This window comes from Shewanella avicenniae (genome assembly GCF_017354945.1).
GTDB lineage: Bacteria > Pseudomonadota > Gammaproteobacteria > Enterobacterales > Shewanellaceae > Shewanella > Shewanella avicenniae.
Genome location: NZ_CP071503.1, coordinates 1314432 through 1337492, shown reverse-complemented (window position 1 = coordinate 1337492; position 23061 = coordinate 1314432). Strand labels below are relative to the sequence as shown.

The following is a 23061-nucleotide window of genomic DNA, read 5'->3' as shown; positions in this document are numbered from 1 at the left end:
TAACTCCAAATCTAGTGATGATGACGGTGATATTCGAGATAAAGTGCAGCTAACGGCAAATCATCAGGATGGGTCACCTTAATGTTATCTACCCGCCCCGATACCAAGCCAGGTGAAACGCCTTTCCATTCCATCGCTGATGCTTCATCGGTCACATTCACCCCCGCCTGCACGGCTTGTTCAAGCGCTAGCAGCAATTCTGCTGTCGGAAAAAGCTGTGGGGTCAACGCATGCCATAAGGCTTCACGCGGTACAGTAGTAGCAATACAACCATTGTTGCCGGCACGTTTCATGGTATCACGCACCGGGGCCGCCAAAATGGCACCATGAGGAAATTGGCTTCTGCTGCTTAATAACTTGTCGATATCGGTATGGGTCAAACACGGACGTGCAGCATCATGCACTAATGCCCAACTCGCTGGTGTATCTATCAGTTGTAGCGCGGCAATGACTGAGTCAACGCGCTCTGCGCCGCCGATGACTTGACGCAGCTTGGGATGCTTAGCTTGCGGCAACGCACTAAAATAGGTGTCGTCGGGATTAAGTGCTACGACAACTTCGCTGATCGCAGGATGAGATAACAGCACATCGAGCGTGACGGCCAAAATACAGCTATCGGCCAAGGGCAGATATTGTTTGGGGCGTTCGGCTTGCATACGACTGCCAATACCTGCGGCAGGCACTACCGCAATAACCTTCGCCAATGAAGGTGAATCAGAAGATGAATGACTCATGATGATGAGAAACTTGTCTCTAGTATGTTTAGTTGGTGTTGGTCATCGAGCGTTGTTCACCGCCCACAACACGATAAAAGGTTTCACCCTTTTTTATTAGGCCCAGCTCGTTACGGGCACGCTCTTCAATCGCTTCTGTGCCACTGCGTAAATCGGCAATTTCCGCCTTTAACGCATTGTTACGTTGCGCTAACTCGGCGTTACTACTGGTTTGTGCGGCAATCTGGCGTTCAAGCTGAAAATATTCCGTCAAACTGTTATCACCCATCCATAAGCGGTGCTGTAGCAAGGCAAGTAAGGCAATCCCGAGAAGTAGCAAACGTTTCATGATGATAAATCTCACCGGTACAGTGTTAGCGGCCAGCGAATATTACAACAAAAAAGGCTGCCCGTTGGCAGCCTTTTACTAAAAATCAGCGAAAATTACGCTTGGCCTTTGATGGCAGCCAGACCGCCATAAGGTGCTTTTTCTGCTAATGCTTCTTCAATACGCAGCAGTTGGTTATATTTTGCTACGCGGTCAGAACGGCACAGTGAACCGGTCTTGATTTGGCCGGCTGCAGTACCGACTGCCAGATCCGCAATGGTTGCATCTTCAGTTTCGCCACTACGGTGAGATATAACTGCTGTGTAACCTGCTTCTTTCGCCATACGAATAGCGGCCAACGTTTCAGTTAGAGAACCAATTTGGTTGAACTTGATCAGGATAGAGTTACCGATACCTTTTTCGATACCGCGCGCCAAAATTTTGGTGTTGGTTACGAATAGGTCATCGCCCACCAATTGGATTTTGTCGCCAAGGATCTTGGTCAGGTAAGCCCAGCCGTCCCAATCTGATTCATCCAAACCATCTTCAATCGAGACAATTGGATATTGTTCAGTCAGAGAGGCCAAGAAGTCAGAGAAACCGTTTGAATCGAATTTCTTACCTTCACCAGACAGGTCATATTGGCCATCTTTGTAGAATTCAGATGCTGCACAATCCAACGCCAAGGTCACATCAGTACCCAAAGTGTAACCTGCAGCTTCTACAGCTTCTTTAATCACCGCCAACGCTTCTGCGTTCGAAGACAGGTTAGGTGCGAAACCACCTTCATCACCTACTGCAGTGTTCAAGCCTTTGCTTTGCAGCACTTTTTTCAGGTTGTGGAAGATTTCAGCGCCCATGCGCAGTGCTTCGCGGAAAGTTTTCGCGCCAACTGGCTGCACCATGAACTCTTGGATGTCGACGTTGTTATCAGCGTGCTCACCACCGTTCAGAATGTTCATCATAGGCACTGGCATGCTGTATTGGCCAGGAGTGCCATTCAGCTCAGCGATGTGTTGATACAGTGGCATACCTTTCGCGGTAGCAGCCGCTTTAGCAGCAGCTAAAGACACTGCTAGGATAGCGTTAGCACCCAACTTGTCTTTGTTTTCAGTACCATCTAAGTCAATCATGATGGCGTCAAGTTCAGCTTGAGCCGTGGCATCTTTACCCAACAATGCATCACGGATTGGACCATTAACGTTTGCAACAGCGGTCAGAACACCTTTACCCATGTAACGAGCTTTATCGCCATCACGCAGTTCCAGTGCTTCACGGCTACCAGTAGATGCACCAGATGGTGCAGCAGCCATACCAACGATGCCACCTTCCAGATGAACTTCGGCTTCTACAGTTGGGTTACCACGCGAATCCATGATTTCGCGACCGATGATGTTGATAATCTTAGCCATAATATCCTCGATATGAGATTAAAGTTTGAAAGAAAAACCCATACCCATATACCGCGATTACATGGGTATTGGCATTTCCGCCTAACTCACCTTCAAGTGTTATTATATGATAATATCTTTCCTAGGCGGAATTACATCTTTTTTGATAAAAAAGCCGGAGCTGCTTCGCAGTCCGGCTTTCGTTATCTTAACCTAATTTCTGTTTTTGGTAACTGTTAGCTGCGCTCACAAAACCTTCAAACAGTGGGTGACCATCGCGCGGAGTCGAAGTGAACTCCGGATGGAACTGACCCGCAACAAACCAAGGGTGGTTTGGCAGTTCAATCATTTCCACCAGCTTGCGATCAGATGACAAACCGCTGAACACTAAACCTGCTTTTTCGAGGCGTTCAACATAAGTGTTGTTCACTTCATAACGGTGACGGTGACGTTCGATGCAGCTTTCACTGCCGTAAGCGGTAGCTGCTTTAGTGCCCGCTTTCAGATGACACAGCTGCGCACCAAGACGCATAGTGCCGCCCAAATCTGATTTCGCTGTACGCTTCTCAACTTGACCATCTTCGTCGATCCATTCAGTGATCAAGCCAACCACAGGATGTGGCGTGTCTTGTTTGAATTCAGTTGAGTGCGCGCCTTCAAGGCCAGCAACATGACGGGCAAATTCGATCAGTGCGACTTGCATACCTAAACAGATACCGAAGTAAGGCAGATTGTTTTCACGGGCATACTGCGCCGCCATGATTTTGCCTTCGACACCGCGCTCACCAAAGCCGCCTGGTACCAGAATGCCATCAACGCCTTCCAATACTTCAACGCCTTTCGCTTCAACGGTTTGAGAATCGATATACTTGATGTGTACCGAAGTGCGCGTTTTGATACCCGCGTGCTTCAGTGCTTCGTTCACTGATTTATAGGCATCTGGCAGCTCAGTGTATTTACCAACCATACCAATGGTGACTTCGCCATTTGGGTTAGCTTCTTGGTAAATAACGTTTTCCCACTCAGACAGATCCGCGTCACCGCATTCGATACCGAAACGTTTCACGATCAGTTCATCCAAGCCTTGTGAACGCAACAACGCAGGGATTTTGTAGATAGAATCCACGTCGCGCAGAGAGATAACTGCTTTTTCTTCTACGTTACAGAACAGCGAAATTTTTGCACGTTCAGTCGCAGGGATCGCGCGGTCACCACGGCAGATCAGTACGTCAGGCGCAATACCGATTGAGCGCAGTTCTTTCACCGAGTGTTGAGTCGGCTTAGTTTTAACTTCTTGCGCAGGGCCAATAAATGGCACCAACGTCAGGTGCATGAACAGGCTGCGATCGCGCCCCAGTTCCACCGCCAACTGACGAATAGATTCCAAGAATGGCAGCGATTCGATATCACCGACAGTACCGCCGATTTCAACGATTGCCACATCATGGCCTTCGCCGCCTTCAAGGACTTTCTCTTTGATGGCGTTAGTGATGTGCGGAATCACCTGAATGGTCGCCCCCAGATAATCACCACGACGTTCTTTACGCAGTACTTCTTCGTAAATACGACCAGTAGTGAAGTTGTTGCGACGCCCCATCTTAGTGCGAATAAAACGCTCATAGTGGCCAAGGTCAAGGTCTGTTTCTGCGCCGTCCTCGGTAACAAACACTTCACCATGTTGAATTGGGCTCATAGTGCCTGGATCAACGTTGATGTACGGATCCAGCTTCATGATAGTCACATTGATACCACGAGCTTCGAGAATGGCAGCCAAAGACGCTGCTGCAATACCTTTACCAAGTGATGAAACAACACCACCTGTTACGAAAATATACCTAGTTGTCATGCTGAGCCTGAGAAAAACGAGTGAGATTTCAGCGCTGGAAATGAGCGCCAGGACGGGGCGACAGTATAACAAAGCCGATGCAATTTACCAAACCGCAAACGGCATAAAATAGGACAGATCTGATGAGTTTTTAGTTAACTATTTAACTTCTGTCGTTTTTACTTCATTCCAAAATTGATCCAAACTCTGCAAAGTGTGATCGCTAAAGGGTTTACCCGATTGCGCCACTTTTTGCTCAACGCCACGAAAACGTCGCTCAAATTTGCGATTTGCGACGTGTAATGCCTCTTCAGGGTTCACGCCGAGGTGTCTTGCTAAATTAGCGACGGCAAACAGCAAATCGCCAACTTCTTCTTTCAATGCCGCCGATGCGGGTTGTTGCGGCTGCACCTCTGCCAGCACTTCATCAATCTCTTCATGCACTTTGGCAACCACCGGCGCTAACTCATCCCAATCAAAACCGACTCGCGCGACACGCTTTTGAATTTTTACCGCGCGAGCGAGCGATGGTAGCGCTTTAGGAATATCCGCCAGAATGGAGGTTTGAGTTCGGGCATTGCGCTCTTGCGCCTTTTGCTGTTCCCAATTGTCTTTCAGTTGCTGCTCAGAGAGATTGGCGTCGGCTAACTCACCAAACACATGCGGATGACGAGTGATAAGTTTGTGGCAGATTCGGTGTACAACATCATTAAAATCAAAGCGCTGCTGTTCGCGCCCCAATTCTGCATAAAACACCACTTGGAACAATAAATCCCCTAACTCTGAAGGCAACTCTTGCCAATCTTCGTTGGCAATGGCATCAGCGACCTCATACGCCTCTTCAAGCGTAAAAGGCACAATGGAGGCGAAGGTTTGCTGCTTATCCCACGGGCAGCCAAGCTCAGGATGACGCAACTGAGTCATAATCCGCAGCAGGTCATCGAGTTGGTATTGCTGAACTGTCATTGCTAATTTCTTAATTTATAAACGCCGCGCTTCAACCACACCGTCAACTTGGGTCAATTTAGCGATGACACGCGATAAACCTTCGACGTTGTACATCTCCATTTCAAGCTCGATAGTTGCAGTTTGATTCTTCACATCGGACGAGGTATTCATCGCTAACACGTTAGATTTTTCAGCCGCCAACACTGAGGTCAAGTCGCGCAGCAGACCGGTGCGATCATTTGCCAACACCCGCAGCCGTACTTTATACCCGCCAGAATAGTTTTCGCCCCACACCACATCAACGGCGCGTTCTGGGTGAGCACGCATCAACTCTTTGACTTGTTCACAGTCGGCACGATGTACCGAAATACCACGGCCTTTGGTGATAAAACCAAAGATTTCATCGCCCGGTACTGGCTGGCAACAGCGCGCCAGATGGCTCATCAAGTTGCCCACACCGTTCACTTCAATACGGTCTTTATTATTGCTGCTAGGCTTTTGGTTGCCCTTCTTCACCAACTCGTCAATTGCGTCTGCTTCCGTCGGCTCATCATGGCGCAACTTGTTCTGCACAAAATTGACCACTTGGTTGAGACGCACATCGCCGCCGCCAATCGCGACCAGCAAATCATCCATTGACCCCATGTTGAACTTATCAACTGCAATAGTGGCTTCTTTCAAATTCAAGCCAATGCGAGATAACTCGGCATCGAGCATCTCACGTCCTGCTGCCAAGTTCTTATCGCGATCTTGCTGCTTCAGCCAATGCAGAATTTTGCTGCGTGCACGCGAAGTTTTGATATACCCCATGTTAGGGTTAAGCCAATCGCGTTTAGGGTTTGGCGTTTTAGAGGTGATGATTTCAATGCGTTCACCGGTTTGCACCTGATAAGTAAACGGCACGATACGGCCATCGACTTTGGCGCCGATACAGCGGTGCCCCACTTGTGAGTGAATATAGTAGGCAAAATCGAGCACGGTGGAGCCCATAGGCAAATCCACTACTTCACCACTTGGGGTAAATACGTAAACGCGGTCTTCAAATACTTGGCTGCGGATCTCTTCCACCAAGTTGCCACTTTCGGCCACATCTTCCTGCCATTGCAGAATCTTACGCAGCCAGTTGATTTTCTCTTCGTAACCGCTTTGTTTGCCGCCGGCATGACCTTCTTTATATTTCCAGTGCGCCGCAACCCCGAGCTCAGCATCTTCGTGCATCTGTTGGGTACGGATCTGGATCTCGACCGTCTTGCCTTGTGGACCAACAACAATAGTATGAATCGATTGATAACCGTTAGGTTTAGGGTTGGCAATATAGTCATCAAACTCACGCGGAATGTGGTGCCACATGGTGTGCACCACACCTAACGCGCCGTAGCAATCTTGCAAACGCTCTGTCACGATACGCACCGCACGCACGTCAAACAACTCGTCAAACTTCAGCTGTTTGCCACGCATTTTGCGCCAGATAGAATAGATATGCTTCGGACGCCCATAGACTTTGGCCCGGATATGCTCTTCATCTAACCGCTGTTGTAGTTGACTGACAAAGTTTTCAATATAGCTTTCGCGATCTAAGCGTTTGCCATCGAGCTGATGGGCAATCTCTTTGTAGGTTTCTGGGTGAAGATAACGAAACGCGATATCTTCTAACTCCCATTTCAATTGACCGATACCTAAGCGGTTAGCCAGCGGCGCGTAGACATCAGAAATCTCTCGCGCCAGTAATACACGGGTTTCTTCATCCGCGTTTTTAACGGCACGCAGCAAAAAAACCCGTTCTGCCAGCTTAATCACCACCGCACGAACGTCTTCCACCATGGCGAGCAGCATCTTACGGATTTTGTCGATTTGCGGCTCGGCTTCTTCACGGCTTTCGTAGTTAAGCTTGAGCGAGCCGATGGCTTCCATGGTTTTAGCGCTGTGAACCAAAGTTGCTAATGATTTGCCGTAATCTTCCTCGATGGTGGACTCTTTAATCACGCCAGCATCAAGATAGACGAAGATCAACGCGGCTAACATGGTGTCGAGATCCATATTCAGCGGTGACAAAATCTCAATCATCTCGCGCGCTTTTGCCTGCAACTCGGGCTGAGTAAGCCCGCACTTACCTAAGGGAAGCGAATCCATCTGCTGAAATAACGCCTTCAGTTTCTGCGCATCTTCCTTTTGGGGCATGTGGCGGCAAACCCACTCATCCAAATTAAAGTCAGCGTCCTGAAAGTGTGTTTCTCGAACAGATACCATTTTTTCATCCCTTAAATGAGCCAGTTGAATTGGCACAGAAGACTCTATCTTCTGTATTGCGCTGAGGATGTCAAACCCTCAGCGGAGTTTCTAATGACATTTTTATGTATTGGCCATAATAACAGCGCCTTTGGTCTGTACTCACAGCTATTTATGTCGCACAAATAATGCCATCGCCTCAATGTGATGCGTTTGCGGGAACATATCTAATGCCGTGAGTTGTGTGAGTTGATACCCCAGCTTAAACAGCTGCTGACTATCGCGCGCTAAACTCACCGGATTACACGATACATAGACTACCCGCTCAGGCGATAGTTTCCCAAGATGGGCCAAGGCTTCAAATGCGCCCGCGCGCGAAGGGTCAAGCAGCAACTTGTCGATTTTGCCAAACCATGGTTCACGAGTTAAATCGCCATTGAGATCACTGCAATAAAATGTCGCATTTGCCAAACCTGCAGCGTCAGCATTAGCTTTAGCCAATTCGACAAGGTTTGCCACCCCTTCAACGCCCGTCACTTCTGCACCGCCTGCGGCAATAGCCAAACTGAAATTGCCCATGCCACAAAAGAGGTCTAACACCTTGTCGGTTGGTGACACGGCCAGCCATTCAACCGCGCGCGCCACCATGTGCTGATTCACACCAGCATTGACTTGAATGAAATTGCCCGGATTAAAACGCAGCGACAGTGGTGCAGCGGTAGTTTGCAGTTGATAACTCGGTCGCTCACCTCGAAGGTATTGCCACTGCTCATCAGCATGTTCTAACACCATGGCGCAGTTTTGCCGTTCAGCGAGTTCGATTAATTTGGCCTCATCTTTTGCTGACAAACTCTGCGTTACCCGAATCACCACCATCGGCAGTTGCGCAGTAGCAATAAGTTCAACATGGCCAATGGTAGCAACGCTTTGCAAGCGTGCCAGACATGCCGCCACGGGCTTAATCAACCCACTTAATTCAGGCGCCAACACCGGACAGGCATCGATGCCAACCACCTTATGACTCTCGCGACCACGAAAACCTAAGGTAAATTGCTTTTGCTGACGGTCATACCAACTGCTGAGGCGCGCTTTACGGCGATAGCCCCACGGCGCAGAAAGGATTTCATCAATCTCAGGCAACGCCTCCTGTTGTGCGGGCGTCAACTGCGCCAATTTACTGAACAGGGCTTTTAATGCTTGGCGTTTATGGGCGGCTTGCTGCTGGTGATCTAGGTGCTGCAAATTACAGCCGCCGCAGCGTTGATAATGCGGGCAAGCTGGCGCAATACGCTGTTCACTTGGGGTATCGATGCGTAGCAACTTGGCTTTGGCAAATTGCTTTTTGTTTTCGGTCAACTGCGTCTGAACGTTTTCACCCGGTAACGCGCCATCAACAAACACGACTTTGCCCTGATGTTGCGCGACCCCTTGTGCGAGGTGATCAAGCGATTGAATTGAGAGACTGAGTTTTTGTGACTTCGCTACCGATCTCGTTGGTTTTTCTTTAAAAAACTGCGCCATTCAGGCCTCTATGTTGACAAATTACTGGCAATTAACCTAACTATTCTGGCAGTCTATGCGCAGAGAGTTTTCAATCTTGGACCCCAACATATCCATGACAACCAATAGCAATATGACCAAATACAGTCTGCGCGCCTGGGTGTTAATGCTGGCGCTGGCGCCGACAATTTTGGTTGGGGTGTTATTAGGAAGCTACTTTACCATAAATCGCTTTTATGAGCTTGAAGATACGTTGCAGGATCAAGGCAGCAACATTATCGAGCCATTAGCTATCGCCAGTGCAAGCGATCTCGCCAGCAATAACCGCGAAGCCGCCAAACGTTTATTGGCCGCAGCGCAACTGAACAAATCTACCCTGATTAAATCTATCGCCATTTTTGACGCTGAAAATCGGCTATTCGTGACCTCGCACTATCACAAAGACTTTGAGTTGATGCGCTTTAGCGGCGAAATCGTCAACTTAGTGCAGACCGAATTTGAACCCGTGGGTGATAGCCTGATTGTGCGAACGCCCATCTATACCGTGGCCAATTTGCTGGCATTAGAAGACGATGCCTCGGGGCCACAAACAGGCAAGCCTATCGGCTATGCCGCGCTGCTGCTAAATAAAGAAAAGGCCCTGCTAGAACAACATCGAGCAGCAATGGCAGCGGTGATTATTGTGTTAATTGGGGTGCAGTTAAACTTGCTGTTCACCTTCCGGTTGGTCAAAAACGTCACCCAACCGATTACCGACATGGTGCGCGCGGTGGCAAAAATTCGTGAAGGTAAACTTGATACGCGACTTAACGAAAACCTGATTGGTGAACTGGATATTCTTAAACGCGGCATCAATGCGATGGCGGGCTCGCTGTCTGAATATCACGATGAGATGCAGCAAAACATCGACCAAGCCACTTCAGATCTGCGCGAAACCCTTGAGCAGATTGAAATTCAAAACGTTGAGTTGGACATCGCCAAAAAGCGGGCCTTGGAAGCCAGCCGGATTAAATCGGAATTCTTGGCCAATATGTCGCACGAGCTACGCACGCCGCTTAATGGCGTCATTGGTTTTGCGCGGCAATTGATGAAAACTTCGCTGCAAAGCAACCAAAAAGACTACATTCAAACGATTGAGAAAAGCGCCAGCAACTTACTCAACATCATCAACGACATTTTGGATTTTTCTAAGCTAGAAGCCGGGCGCATGACCTTTGAAAACATGCCGTTTTCCCTGCGCGAAACCATCGACGACACGTTAAAAATTCTCTCGCCCGCGGCACAAGACAAACAGTTAGAGCTCGTAGTCGATATTGCCCCAGAAGTACCGGACAACATCAACGGTGACAGCCAGCGCATCACCCAAATTCTCACCAACCTGATCGGCAACGCGATTAAATTTACCGACCAAGGCAGCGTCATGTTGAGAATGGCGGTCAACCAACTGCGTGACGAGGAAGTAGAGCTGCACTGCGAAGTGGAAGACACAGGTGTTGGGATTGATGAGTCTCAGCAAGACATGCTGTTCCAAGCGTTTGGCCAAGCGGATTCGAGTATTTCGCGCCGTTTCGGCGGTACAGGGCTTGGCCTCGTCATTACCAAACGTTTAGTCGACCAAATGGGCGGTCAGATTGGCTTTACCTCCCGCACCGGTAAAGGCTCAACTTTTTGGTTTACCCTCACCCTGTCGTTAAGCCAATTCCATATGGAAGAACGGCAACCGGTGGAATTGCTCAAACAAAAAACCGTATTGCTGTATGAGCCGCGCGTGCTGTCACGCAGCGTGCTGATCAAAAGGCTACAGCGCTGGAAAATGGTGCTGTATCCCACTACAACGCTGAAACAGCTGCAAACCGCATTAACGCAGCAACACTACGATTATATGTTGATTAGCTGCCATGGCTTTGACACGCCATCGCACATCAAAAAAGTACTGGAGCAAGCACGGGGAAACACTGATGTGCTATTTGCGCTGTACGATTGCCATAACCAACAGGTGCTGAATACCACGATTCGTCCAGCCGTTGATCTCGTGATGCCCACACCGATCAGCGAATCGTTAATGGCAAAATATCTGTTGGAAAAACCGGTAGAACAACCGCTCCCTGTCACCAATGAAAAACTGGCGACATCGCCGATTGCGATGTCGGTACTCGCGGTAGATGACAATTTTGCCAACTTGAAGCTAATTCATACCTTGTTGGGTGAAATTGTTACTCAGGTCACCACCGCCAATAACGGTGAAGAAGCGATTGAGCTGTGCCTCGCGCAAAGCTTTGACCTAATTTTTATGGATATTCAGATGCCCGGTATTGATGGCATCAGTGCGACTGCGCAAATACGCCAGAGTGCACTAAATGCCACGACGCCGATTATTGCGGTAACGGCGCATACTATTCAGGAAGAACGCGAACATATCCTCAACAGTGGCATGGATGGCTACCTGGCCAAACCGATCGACGAAATCGCCCTCAAAGGGGTGATCAATCGTTGGAACCCGACCACCAGCAGTGCGCTGCCGATGATGGAGCTGCAAACCGCCAGCATCAACTGGGGCATGTGTTTGGTGCAGGCCAATAATAATGAGTCGCTCGCCTTTGAAATGCTGCAGTTACTGCATGACTCCATCCCAAACGTCAGCGACACAATCCAGCAAGCACTGCAGCAATTTGATGAGCAAAGCATGCTAAAATCAGTGCACAAACTGCATGGTGCTTGTTGTTATTCGGGCGTCCCTGTGTTGCAGAAGCTGTGTCAAACCGTTGAAACGGCATTGAAACAGCAACAAAGTATCGCAGATGTCGAACCCGAAGTTCTCGAGTTGCTTGATGAGCTAACTAAGGTAGAATCAGCCGCCAAGCAAATCCTCGCCGCCCACTAGACGGAACGTTTCATGACTAAAGTCGGTTTTTTTAAACGCCTTAAAACGCTTAATTTTCAACAAAAAAAGTTATTTGCGATCGCGTTATGCCAACGCATGCTACCCAACTATCAGCTATTTGCTGAGGTGAGCGAGTTTGGCAATGCTGCCGTGCTCGACACCTTGCTGCAATTATTGTGGCAGTCACTCTACGACCCTAAACTGAAACTCAATATTGAAGCGCAGTTGGCGAAGCTGGAAGAAAATACCCCTGAGCCAAGCGACTTTGACATGTACGGCGTTTATCCAGCGTTAGATGCGGTCGTGGCGTTGTCGTCATTTTTAGGCGCGCTGCAAAGCAAAATCGAAGACGACATCACCAACATCTCTAAACTCTCATCTTCAACCGTGGCCAATTATGTAGAGGAGCTATTGGATGAAGAGTTTGCCAACGAAGATGCGCTGGAAGATGCGATTTTTGCTCATCCGGTGATGCAACAGGAGCGTGAATTGCAGATGTCACTGCTGGAGATTGTTGAAGATAATCCCGAATTAGACGCTGACTTTGTCAAAGCGCTGCGCAAAGAGATTGTGATGGATGGCGTATCCAATATCGGCATTAGCGTACTGCCTGAATAGTGGATTTAACGCGGCAATGATCACTGCCGAAACGTACTTAATCCATTGAAAACACAAAGCCGAAGCAATTGCTTCGGCTTTTTAGTTTCAAGTATTGAACACCCCTCCCTTAGCGATTAATCCGCTTTGGCAGGTTCACGATAAGCTTCGCCTTGAGTCATCCACGTCGCAGCCGGTTTGCCCTTCAAATAATGGTCAAAATACTGCTTCATACGGATAGTGTAATCGAGCTTGTTGGGGTATTTCTTAAGGTGATGCGGCTCATCTTCATATTGCAGCATGATCACATCTTTCCCCGCTCTGCGCATCGCCAAATAAAGTTCAATCCCCTGTTCATACGGTACCGCATCATCACGATCACCGAACATGATCAGTAGCGGCGTTTGCACGCGGTCAACGTAAAAGACTGGCGAGTTCTCAATATATTTTTGCGGTGCTGCCAGCAGACTTTCACCAATGCGGCTTTGCCCCGTTTCATACTGGAATTGACGTGCCAACCCAGACCCTAACCGAATACCACTGAACGCACTGGTCATGTTGCTCACTGGCGCTCCCGCGACTGCGGCCTTAAACAGATTTGTTTGGGTGACAGCAAATGCGGTTTGATAGCCACTCCATGAATGGCCTTGTAATCCAATTGCATTCGGTTCAGCGATGCCACTGGCAATTAACGATTGCACCGCACTGGTCAAGGCTTTCACGGAACTGATGCCGGGATAGCCCACTTCAAAGCGGATGTCTGGCAGGAAAATCACATAATCATCGGCCGCATACCAAGCAAAGTTAGGGCGATGATTGATCTTCATGTCAGGAAACGCATGCAGTCGCTGGCTCATAAAACGATAGTAATACACCATCACTGGATACTTTTTACCTGGCTTATAATTAGCCGGCTTAATGACGACACCATCCATGTTACGGCCATCACCGTCGAGCCAATGCACCAACTCTGCTTTCCCCCAAGGCAGTGCGCGCCGCTGCTTATCCAAATCGGTTTGCTGTAGCGCCTGCTGTGGCTGATTTACCTTTGCGGTGAAGAGATCCGGAAACAGGTCATAGCGCTGCTGGCTAAAGAGGATTTGCTCGCTGTTACTGGCACGCGCCAACACCGTCAGCTTCACCTCTTTATTCAACAAAGGCTTAACGCCTGCCGTGCCGACTTTAGCGTTATAAAAGCCGTCGGCTTTAGTGCGCTCACTGTAGCCTTGCAACAACAGAGATTGCTTATCCGCAATGGTTGACTCAAAGGCATTATCGGGTTGCGCCAAGGCTTCGACACGGAAGCTCACACCCTGTTTACGCCCTTCTCCGGCGGTCAACATAAAGCCTTGATGCGTGCGCGTATCAAACTGCCAAATGTCATATTTGTCATACACCAGCACTGCGTCATCATCGGCTAGCCAAGGACCAAAGCCATAACCTGGCGGTGGCGACGGATAGTCATGATCTTCATCAGCAAATGGCGTTTTAATCTCGGCATTGAGCTGAATTTTATGTTGCTTGGCAACATCGTAAAGGTAGATATTGCCCTGCTGATAATAAGCAACATAGCCGCCATTAGGTGACAAGGTCGGCTTATTGGCATCTGACTGCTGCACAATAATCGGTTGTCTATGGCCAGTATTGAGATCCACCAAATACCAGTCGCGATAAAACCCCGCCCAAGTAATCATCTTTTGATAAGGCACATCTGAACTGGCAAGTAGGAATCGGCGCTGATGACTGATGTTGACGTCTGGCACTTGCTTATCTGCCAGTTGCACCACACTGCCCGACTTCAGATGTAATACCGCCAGATAAGTACGTTTAACTTCTGTCTTATAATGATTGATTTCATTGGGTTTAATCAGCTGATCATCACCGTGCCAAATATTTAAGCCACGCTGCTCGGTGATCAGCGTTTCATCGTATAGATCTGCGGCTTGCTTGACTTTGGGCAGGGTAAATTGTGCGCTCAACTCAGGTACGCGACCGAAGAACAAACGCTCGCCATCCGCTGAGAACGACAAACTGGCGTAGCGATTCAGCCGCCAACCGTTTTTGTCTGCTTCGCCGTCCTGAATCCGTTGAAACTTACCGGCTTGCATGTCGTAGAGTGACAATTGATACAGCCGCTCATCTATTTTACTGGCAGCATCTCCCGCCGTATAAGCGAGATAGTGACTATCTCGGCTCAATGCTAACGCGCCAATCTGCTGTGTAGTTGAGTTCACTAGCTCTGCTTGGTTGAAGCTATCGAGGCGAATGAGTAGCAGCTTGTGCAGTTCCGCATCCGTGTTGTTTTGTGCCAAGGCCAGATAACGGCTGTCATAGGACCACTGCCATTCGGTAATATCGCTAAAGCGCTGCTGTTGCTTATTGGCAAGATTAACCACCTCAAGCGAGCTACCTAAATCTGCTTTATCGGTTTTGGGTTTCGCTGCTGCTTTCTCGGCACTGTTGGATTCCGCTTCAGCAGTCTTACCCGCGGCTTTATCCTCTTTTTTGGGCTCATCAGCATCATGCCACACCAACAGGTATTGACCATTCTCACTGAAGGCAAAGGATTTCACCCGCTCAAAGTGTTGCTGCTCTCCGGTTTGGTTATTCACCAAGGTGAGATTATCTTTAAGCTTCTTTCGTTCAGCTTTTGATGCCTTTTCTGTATCGAGTAACGATGGCTTTACCAAAAATGCCGCATAAGCACCATCATTGGAGAGCGCCGGTTTACTGCCGCCAGCGACATCATAACTTGTGCTGCGCCCGACTAGCTTCACTACGCCACGACTATCACCGCGATCGGGCTTAACGGCGTACGCCAAGACCTGACCATTGGGCGAGAGCGTCTGCTCGGTGATTTGCTCAAAGCGCATAATATCTTGCAGAGTGAGATTTGCTTTGGTCTCGGCGGCATTGCTATAGCTTGGCAATGCCAGCATCACTGCCAGCAATGATGTCCTTAATAGCGACGGACCTGTTCCTATAATTTTGGCCTTCAATGTCTAAAATCCATGCTGAAATTTATAAAATGGCCACAAACGGCGCGGTTATTCGACTTTTAGACTACATAAAAAGCCAGTTATTTGCCTGCTAATTCCTGTGAAAAGTGTTTAAAAGTGTTTAAAATAAAAGAGATCTAAATCACATAATCCGACTCGCAATCTGTGCCCCCACACCTTGCGACTCCTGCTTAAATGTTCAACCGTGGAAGGAATCTCCATGTCCAAAAGAACGATTACCGTAATCCCTGGCGATGGGATCGGTCCGAGCATTATTGATGCTGCCCTGAAAATTTTAGATAAAGCTGGCTGTGACTTTGAATATGAATTTGCTGATGCAGGTTTAGCTGCGTTAGAAAAACACGGTGAATTGCTGCCGCAACGTACGCTGGATCTGATTGAAAAGAATAAAATCACCCTTAAAGGTCCACTGACTACCCCTGTCGGTGAAGGCTTTACTTCAATCAACGTGTCACTGCGTAAAAAATTCGGTTTATACGCTAACGTGCGCCCAGTGTTATCTTTCAAAGGTACACAAGCGCGCTACGAGAACATTGATATCATCACCATCCGTGAAAACACCGAAGGGATGTATTCAGGTATCGGCCAAAAAGTTTCTGAAGACGGCAATACAGCAGAAGCGACCAGCGTTATCACTAAACAAGGTGCAGAGCAGATCACCACATTTGCTTACGAATTAGCACGCAAAGAAGGCCGTAAAAAAGTCACTATCGTTCATAAAGCTAACATCATGAAGTCAACTTCAGGTCTGTTTTTGAAAACAGCTCGCGAAGTTAGCTTGCGCTATCCCGATATCAAAACCGAAGAGATGATCGTTGATGCGACCTGTATGAAGCTGGTAATGAATCCAGAAAACTTCGACGTGATTGTGACCACCAACCTGTTTGGTGACATTCTGTCAGATCTGTGTGCGGGTTTGGTGGGTGGTTTGGGCATGGCGCCCGGTGCCAATATTGGTAAAGATGCCGCAATTTTCGAAGCAGTACATGGCAGCGCGCCAGATATTGCGGGTAAAAACCTCGCCAACCCAACGTCAGTAATTTTGGCTTCGGTACAGATGTTGGAATACTTGGGCATGCAAGATAAAGCGGCTCAAGTTCGTCAAGCGGTATCGGCTGTGATTGCTGAAGGTGACCGCACTACCGCCGATTTGGGCGGTACTCACGGCACCACAGACTTCACTCAAGCGGTACTTGATCGTCTGTAAGCAGACTATTGTCTGATACATACATCAGTGAGATAAAAGGATGGCTGCTCGCCATCCTTTTTCATTGCATTGCAATTATCGTTCGACCATTGCAGGATAAATAGCAAAGCCGTTATTCCAAAAATCCTATGAGCAGTAATCCAGTCAGCCAGATCCACATCGGCAAACATAAACTGATTGAGTATGAAGTAGCCAAAGAGCAATGTTCTGCGCTTGGGCGCGCTGGACGCACGCTACAAAAGTTACTTGCACAGTTTAATGATGATCGGCAACAAGGCTTTGTACGCTTAATGGAAGCGCAGCATATTACGCAGCTCACAGAGGCGGCGATGGCATTGATGATGACACGGGAATATCTAGGTTTTCAGTATGAAAACCTTGAATGGATTGTGCAGGAGTTCAACTTACCCAATGCGGTGGTCGAACGCTTAGATATCCCTAAACCTGCAGGTTATCTTGGCCGAAGTGGTCGCTAACTTACCTCACCGAGGTCGTCAGTTGATAAAGTTCGCCACACTGAGTCGGCGTAGGCCGCCGCTGCTGCCGCCACGCTGTACAAAATAAAACCGTTCAAAGCAAAAAGAATGGCCGAAGCCATTCTTTTCATTTATCTAACTCGCCGCGCAGTGGTTACTTAACCAAACTCAGGTGCACTGTGACCTCATCACGGTCGTGGTACAGATGCTTACAACGCAAGCTAAAGTGGTGAATATCGTTTTCTTTGAGTATGGTATCCATCCGGCCAAGAATGGTACTTACCTCTTTGTAACGGCTTTTCATCGGCAACTTTAAGTTAAAGATCGCTTCTTTGAACCAGCCTTTAATCGCCCATTGTTCCATTAACTCCGCCACCCGCGATGGCTTCTCAACCATATCGCACACCAGCCAATAAACATTCTTACGCTTTGGCTCGTAACGGAATCCATCTTCGCGGAAATGGGTCACCTGCCCTGATTTCATCAGTTCATCTTGCATTGGGCCATTGTCGATAGCCGAGACAAACATGCCACGCCGTACAAGCTGATAAGTCCAACCGCCAGGACACGCCCCTAAATCCACCGCCTGCAAGCCACCGGATAAACGCTGTTCCGCTTCATCCTCAGGAATGAAGTGAATAAAGGCTTCATCCAACTTGAGTGTTGAACGGCTTGGCGCGGCAGATGGAAACTTAAGCCGAGGGATGCCCATAAAATAAGGTGAGCTGTTAAAACTGTAGGAATAACCCACGAATGCTTTATCTGAGCCAAGAAAGCAGACATGAATAATCGGCCGATAGCTATTTTCCTTCGCATGCAACAAGCCGTTGTTTTTTAGCGCTTGACGCAGAGGCACGGTAAACTTGCGGCAGAAGGTCAGCAACTCTTTCGCTTCGTTGGTATCAGGCGTTTCAACCCTCAGTTCTCCCGCTTTCGGTGCTGCTTGCAGTGCCTCAACGATAGGGGTGATACGGTCTTCTGCCGGTAAATCTGTCAGTAAGTCACTACTTACAAACATCTGTCGCGCGAAAATCAAACGCTCTAGCGATAGCTCTTTGCCTAGCTTATCGGCATCTTCAGCGGTGAAGCATTGAAACTGAACATAAGCATCTTTCGCCGCTTTGACATAGCCAGCCACCCCAAACAGATTGGCCGCATCTTGGATCTCTGCGGCACAGTCTTTCTCATAGCCAGCACGGCAAAATAGAAACAGGTTATTCATGAATTTTTTCGTCAAGCCCAAAACGGCGGCAAGTATAGCAAATCAAAGCCCAGATTCATCCATACGATGACGATAAACCGCAGCCGCTAACAACATCCACGCAATCAAGAAGCAAACGCCACCAAAAGGAGTGATAATGCCCAGCATTTTGACGCCCATCAGCGCGTATAAATACAGTGAGCCAGAAAACAGCGCGATGCCCGCAATAAACAACCCAGCCGCCCAATCCAGTAACCGGGAATGAATCCAATGGCCAGCAAAGGCAACCGCAATCAAGGCGAAGGTATGATAAAACTGGTATTCCACCCCGAGTTTAAAAATTTCAATCAGATGCGGTGGTGCCACATTTTTTAATCCGTGAGCACCAAATGCACCCAATGCCACCGCAAAAAAGCCGCTAATGGCGGCAAACATAAACAACCCTTTTTTCATTATTAACTCCGAGTAAAAGCAAGAATAGAACTGACTGCTTGCTGGTAGTTTTGCATCAATGTGACCCCAGAACTTTTGCGGGGTTCAAAACTATGATTGCCGTCAGCTAAAAACACGGTCTCAACCGCAGCGGGTAATGGCCATTCATCTAATTGTGCTTGAGTGCCGAAACTGTCGCGTTCCCCTTGCACAATCAGCAGTGGCAGCAAGCATTGATTGATAGCTTCCAACCTTGGGGCTGCTTTACCCTTAGGCAGAAACGGATAGCCCAAACAAATGACGCCTTTTACCACATTAGGTAAAGGTTCAGCGGCCAACATGGTGGCCATACGACTGCCCATCGACTTACCCACGAGGTAAAACTTATCGAACGCGTGTTGTGCTAAAGCGGCGTCAAGCGTGCCATGCCAACTGGCCAGTAACTTTGGCGCGCGATCAGGCGGGCGGCGTTTACCATCTAGCGCACTGAGCTGCATGTACGGAAAGTTAAACCGCAATACGGCAAAACCAGCGTTAACCAGTAGATCCGCCATGGTCTGCATAAACTCGCTGCGCATATCAGCCCCGGCGCCATGAGCAAAAATTAGCAGCGTATCGGCATTGTCTGCCGCTTGATAAATCCAATTATCCGGGGAGCAATTCACTACGCGATTCCTCGGCAAACATCTCCAACATCCACTCGCGGAAGGCGACGATTTTGCCTAGTTCTGCATGTTTTTGTTGGCAAACCAGATAGTAGGCGTCTTTGCTGACCAGCACTTCTTGAAATGGACACACGAGTCGACCCGCTTGAATATCGGGTTTCGCCAATACGCTGTAGCCCAACGCCACCCCTTGCCCATGCGCCGCGGCTTGCAGCACCAACGATGAATGGCTGAAGATTGGCCCTTGATTGACGTTGACATCGGTAACACCACACTGACGGAACCATGCTTGCCAATCTTGGCGGCTCATATCATGCAGTAATGTATGGAATTTAAGATCAGACGGCTGTGCTAACGGCTTAGAACCTTTGAGCAACATCGGTGAACACACAGGAATAAGCACTTCATTGCGCAGCTTATCGGCACGCAACCCTGGCCAAATACCCAAACCGTAATAGATTGCAACATCCACGTCATCGGTCAGCGAGCCTGACTCACCATCCACCGCTTTGATGCGCACGTCAATATCGGGGTTCTTCTCGCTAAATTTGGCAAGGCGCGGCACCAACCACTGAATCGCAAAACTTGGCGACATGCTGACCGTGAGCGAACCCACGGCACTGCGCGCAAGCAGGCGATCGGTCGCATCAGCGAGCTGGGTGAAAATGTCTTTGATTTCGAGAAAATAGCTCTGCCCTTCTTCCGTGAGTAGTAGCGAGCGATTGCGGCGGCGAAAGAGTTTCAAGCCTAAAAAGTCTTCCAGCGCTTTTATCTGGTGACTCACCGCCGCCTGAGTAACAAACAACTCTTCAGCGGCGCGGGTGAAACTTAAGTGTCTGGCTGCAGCTTCGAATGCCTTAACGGCATTAAGAGGCGGAAGTCGCTTGCTCATAACTTTCCTTGATTATTGTTATTAGATTTTCTAATCCATATTTTGACATTTAATTATCATTAGATGCCAGCGTTTTAGAGCTGTTGAACTTAAAAAGCCTTGAGATGCTGAGGATTGCAGCAAGCCGCAATAAAAAAGCCGCATACTAAGATGCGGCTTCTCAATGAAATGATGCTTAAGGGCGAAAGACTTTCACGTTGCTATGTCCCTGCTCGAGCAGGTACAGCGCTTGCAGTTTACTCATCACGCCACGTTCGCAATAGAGCAGATAGGTTTTGCTCTTATCTAAATCGGCAAACGCGGTGGCGAGTTTGAAGAACGGAATGTGTTTTACTTCAACGCCACTGACAGCCAACGGTTTACGCTCTTCCTCTTCAGGCGAACGAATGTCGATGACGATCTGCTGTTCAGCAACTGTACTGACGGTTTCAGTTTCCGCTACTTTCGTATCCATAGTCTCAGCAATCTCACGAATATCAATTACTTCTGCCGCAGCCATCACTCGGTCTAACAAATCTTCAGAGAACTTAGTTTCTTGTTCTTCAATCTTTGCTAACACCGCTTTTACGGTTGGGCGTTGCGAAATCACCCCACAATACTCCGGCATGGATTTGGCAAAATCTTCAGTACCGATAATGCGGCTTTCGTTGATAATGTCTTGCTTGTCCATGGTGATCAGCGGACGCAAGATCAGCAAGTCGGTACAACGATCAATCACATTGAGGTTGGTTAAGGTTTGGCTGGACACTTGTCCCAAACTTTCACCAGTGACCAAAGCTTGAATGCCCATACGTTCAGCAACGCGAGTCGCAGCGCGCATCATCATTCGCTTGAGGATCACGCCCATCATGCCGTTGTCGATACGTTCTAAGATCTCAGCCACCACAGGCTCAAATGGCACAGTAACAAACTTCACCTTGTGGGATTCGCCGTAGCGCTTCCACAAATGATGAGCCACTTGCTTCACCCCAATCTCGTGCTGCGCACCACCAAGATTAAAGAAGCAATAGTGAGTGCGAGCGCCCTTTTTGATAAATTGGAAACTGGATACGCCTGAGTCAAAGCCACCGGAAATCAGCGACAATACATCTTCTTGCGTCGCGATCGGGAACCCACCTAAGCCTGGGATTTTTCGCTCAACCAAGTAAAGCTTATCTTTGTTGATTTCGAGATTCACTGTGGTGTCAGGGTTCTTCAACTTAACACCAGCAGCATCAGTATGTTGGTTTAAACCACCACCGACATACTTTTCCACATCAATCGAGTTGAACTCGTGTTGACCGGTACGCTTAACCCGAACACAGAAAGTTTTGCCCGCTAACGATGCACCAAACGCTTTCAATGCATGCTCGTAGATGTCGTGTACCGTTTCAAAGCTGTACTCGTTAACCTGACTAATCGTCGAGATGCCCGGAATACAGGCGAGACGCTCAGCAAACACATCCACCAATTCAGGTTTACCTGTGGGGACATGCACCATGATGCGATCCCACTGGCGTAACACAGCGGCTTCTTCATCTACTTTCTTGAGAACATTACGGATATTGGATTCGAGCATCTTGGTGAAACGCATTCTCACCGGCTTGCTCTTCATCATAATTTCGGGGTACAGCTTAACGATAAACTTCATGAAACGTCCGGAACAACAGCTTATAAATCGGCAATCGGCGCAGTATAGCAAAAGCTCTGCAGTGCGCCCAATAAAAGCGTGCTATTTAAACGCTGACGCTGGCTGTGTAAGTAAACAATGACTGGAAACTAAAAATGCCGACAGCCACTTATCAAGCAGTGTCGGCATTTATCGCAACAAAGATTAAGGATTAGTCGCTGGCGTCACTTGAATTTCATCGTTTGACTCCATCGCTTTGCCTTGCTCAATAGCAATTTCTACTCGGCGGTTTTGTGCTCTATGTTCCGGCGTATCGTTTGGCACCAAAGGGGCGGTCGAGGCCATTCCCACCACTTTCATACGGTTTTGATCAAAGCCTTTTACCGCAATAAGTTCATGCGCTACCGCAACTGCTCGTTGCGCCGACAAATCCCAATTTGACCGATAGAGTTCATTACTGATGTTAGCGCCATCGGTGTTACCAGACACCGTCACCACCCCGGGGACATCTTTAAGCAAATCCCCAATGGCCCGAATCACCGGCCGAAATTGTGGCTGGAGAAAACCAGAACCAGATGCAAAAGCGCCTTTCTCACGAATTCGAATAATGATCTGTTGCCCTAAAGATTCAATTTCAATGGCGCCATCCACAATCTCTTTGTTGAGTTGTTGCGCCATTTTCTTCGCTTGCTCGTTGATTTCTTGTTGCTTGGCTTCGCTTTCTTGATTCTTGCGTGCCTCAGCTTGCTCTTGCGCTGTGGCTTGAGCTTCACCACCACGCTGATCACCCCGCTGCTTTTGAGTACCGCCAGCACTGTCATCCTCACCCGCTTGGTATTCCAAGGTAGGCTGAGTCATATCATTCGTTTGTTGGTTGATGATTTCAATGGGGGTGGGATCAGGACGCCCAGGGCGGAACTCCAGCGCAATCACCGAAGTCCCTTTTGGAATATCTTTGACTTCTACTTTATTTTGCACACCAAAGGCGTACTTCATCGAACCTGCAATCTGTTTGAATTTGAGCACATCCATTTCGGAGAATGCCAATAACAGTACGAAGAAGCACATCAGCAGTGACATGAGGTCAGCAAAGGTTGCCAACCACATAGGTGCGCCGGGAGGTGGACATTCACACTTAGCCTTAGCCATG

General features: G+C 48.5%; 18 protein-coding genes. 4 read left to right on the top strand and 14 right to left on the bottom strand.

The features are described from left to right. Positions 1–11: 11 nt before the first annotated feature. The 7 genes from ispD to rlmD all read right to left on the bottom strand — a co-directional run bounded on the left by ispD (position 12) and on the right by rlmD (position 8952). A complete protein-coding gene (gene ispD / locus JYB87_RS05905; protein ID WP_207355966.1) occupies positions 12–734 on the bottom strand; it encodes a 2-C-methyl-D-erythritol 4-phosphate cytidylyltransferase in 723 nt (240 codons plus the stop codon). A 28-nt stretch (positions 735–762) separates the two neighbouring features. Further along, on the bottom strand, positions 763–1062 hold the full coding sequence (gene ftsB, locus JYB87_RS05900; RefSeq protein WP_207355965.1) for a cell division protein FtsB: 300 nt from the start codon (positions 1060–1062) through the stop codon (positions 763–765). A gap of 95 nt (positions 1063–1157) precedes the next feature. Then, complete coding sequence (gene eno, locus JYB87_RS05895) at positions 1158–2453, bottom strand: phosphopyruvate hydratase (RefSeq protein ID WP_207355964.1); 1296 nt, start codon at positions 2451–2453, stop codon at positions 1158–1160. Positions 2454–2640: 187 nt separating this feature from the next. Beyond that, positions 2641–4278, bottom strand: coding sequence for a CTP synthase (locus JYB87_RS05890; RefSeq protein WP_207355963.1), 1638 nt, complete (start codon positions 4276–4278; stop codon positions 2641–2643). Positions 4279–4416: 138 nt separating this feature from the next. Then, positions 4417–5223, bottom strand: coding sequence for a nucleoside triphosphate pyrophosphohydrolase (gene mazG / locus JYB87_RS05885; RefSeq protein WP_207355962.1), 807 nt, complete (start codon positions 5221–5223; stop codon positions 4417–4419). A gap of 15 nt (positions 5224–5238) precedes the next feature. Further along, the gene (gene relA, locus JYB87_RS05880; RefSeq protein ID WP_207355961.1) at positions 5239–7452 is read right to left on the bottom strand and encodes a GTP diphosphokinase; all 2214 of its coding nucleotides are present in this window, start codon (positions 7450–7452) and stop codon (positions 5239–5241) included. Between the two features lie 147 nt (positions 7453–7599). Then, entirely contained in the window at positions 7600–8952 is a 1353-nt protein-coding gene (rlmD, locus tag JYB87_RS05875; RefSeq protein ID WP_207355960.1) for a 23S rRNA (uracil(1939)-C(5))-methyltransferase RlmD, read from the bottom strand. Positions 8953–9046: 94 nt separating this feature from the next. On the opposite strand from rlmD, the gene barA reads away from it, so the two are divergent. Both barA and JYB87_RS05865 read left to right on the top strand, forming a co-directional pair. Next, complete coding sequence (barA, locus tag JYB87_RS05870; RefSeq protein ID WP_207355959.1) at positions 9047–11812, top strand: two-component sensor histidine kinase BarA; 2766 nt, start codon at positions 9047–9049, stop codon at positions 11810–11812. A gap of 12 nt (positions 11813–11824) precedes the next feature. Beyond that, on the top strand, positions 11825–12430 hold the full coding sequence (locus JYB87_RS05865) for a YjaG family protein (RefSeq protein ID WP_207355958.1): 606 nt from the start codon (positions 11825–11827) through the stop codon (positions 12428–12430). Positions 12431–12546: 116 nt separating this feature from the next. On the opposite strand, the gene JYB87_RS05860 is transcribed toward JYB87_RS05865, so the two are convergent. Continuing rightward, a complete protein-coding gene (locus JYB87_RS05860) occupies positions 12547–15348 on the bottom strand; it encodes a prolyl oligopeptidase family serine peptidase (RefSeq protein ID WP_207356609.1) in 2802 nt (933 codons plus the stop codon). A 280-nt stretch (positions 15349–15628) separates the two neighbouring features. Between JYB87_RS05860 and JYB87_RS05855 the strand changes: the two genes are divergently transcribed. Both JYB87_RS05855 and JYB87_RS05850 read left to right on the top strand, forming a co-directional pair. Then, the gene (locus JYB87_RS05855; RefSeq protein ID WP_207355957.1) at positions 15629–16636 is read left to right on the top strand and encodes an isocitrate dehydrogenase; all 1008 of its coding nucleotides are present in this window, start codon (positions 15629–15631) and stop codon (positions 16634–16636) included. Between the two features lie 128 nt (positions 16637–16764). Continuing rightward, positions 16765–17112 (top strand): hypothetical protein, encoded by a 348-nt coding sequence (locus tag JYB87_RS05850; RefSeq protein ID WP_207355956.1) that lies wholly within the window; start codon positions 16765–16767, stop codon positions 17110–17112. A 154-nt stretch (positions 17113–17266) separates the two neighbouring features. On the opposite strand, the gene rlmM is transcribed toward JYB87_RS05850, so the two are convergent. From rlmM to JYB87_RS05820, 6 genes are all read right to left on the bottom strand, one after another. Further along, positions 17267–18334, bottom strand: a complete 1068-nt coding sequence (gene rlmM / locus JYB87_RS05845; RefSeq protein ID WP_207355955.1) for a 23S rRNA (cytidine(2498)-2'-O)-methyltransferase RlmM — start codon at positions 18332–18334, stop codon at positions 17267–17269. Between the two features lie 42 nt (positions 18335–18376). Further along, on the bottom strand, positions 18377–18766 hold the full coding sequence (locus JYB87_RS05840; protein ID WP_207355954.1) for a DUF423 domain-containing protein: 390 nt from the start codon (positions 18764–18766) through the stop codon (positions 18377–18379). 2 nt (positions 18767–18768) lie between these two features. Then, on the bottom strand, positions 18769–19410 hold the full coding sequence (locus tag JYB87_RS05835) for an alpha/beta fold hydrolase (RefSeq protein ID WP_207355953.1): 642 nt from the start codon (positions 19408–19410) through the stop codon (positions 18769–18771). Beyond that, positions 19391–20302 (bottom strand): transcriptional regulator GcvA, encoded by a 912-nt coding sequence (locus tag JYB87_RS05830; RefSeq protein ID WP_207355952.1) that lies wholly within the window; start codon positions 20300–20302, stop codon positions 19391–19393. Before JYB87_RS05830 ends, JYB87_RS05835 begins: the two co-directional genes overlap by 20 nt. 175 nt (positions 20303–20477) lie before the next feature. Continuing rightward, positions 20478–21932 (bottom strand): tRNA uracil 4-sulfurtransferase ThiI, encoded by a 1455-nt coding sequence (thiI, locus tag JYB87_RS05825; protein WP_207355951.1) that lies wholly within the window; start codon positions 21930–21932, stop codon positions 20478–20480. Positions 21933–22115: 183 nt separating this feature from the next. After that, positions 22116–23060 carry a flagellar motor protein MotB gene (locus JYB87_RS05820; protein WP_207355950.1) on the bottom strand — a complete coding sequence of 315 codons (945 nt, stop codon included), beginning with the start codon at positions 23058–23060 and terminating at the stop codon, positions 22116–22118. Position 23061 lies beyond the last annotated feature (1 nt).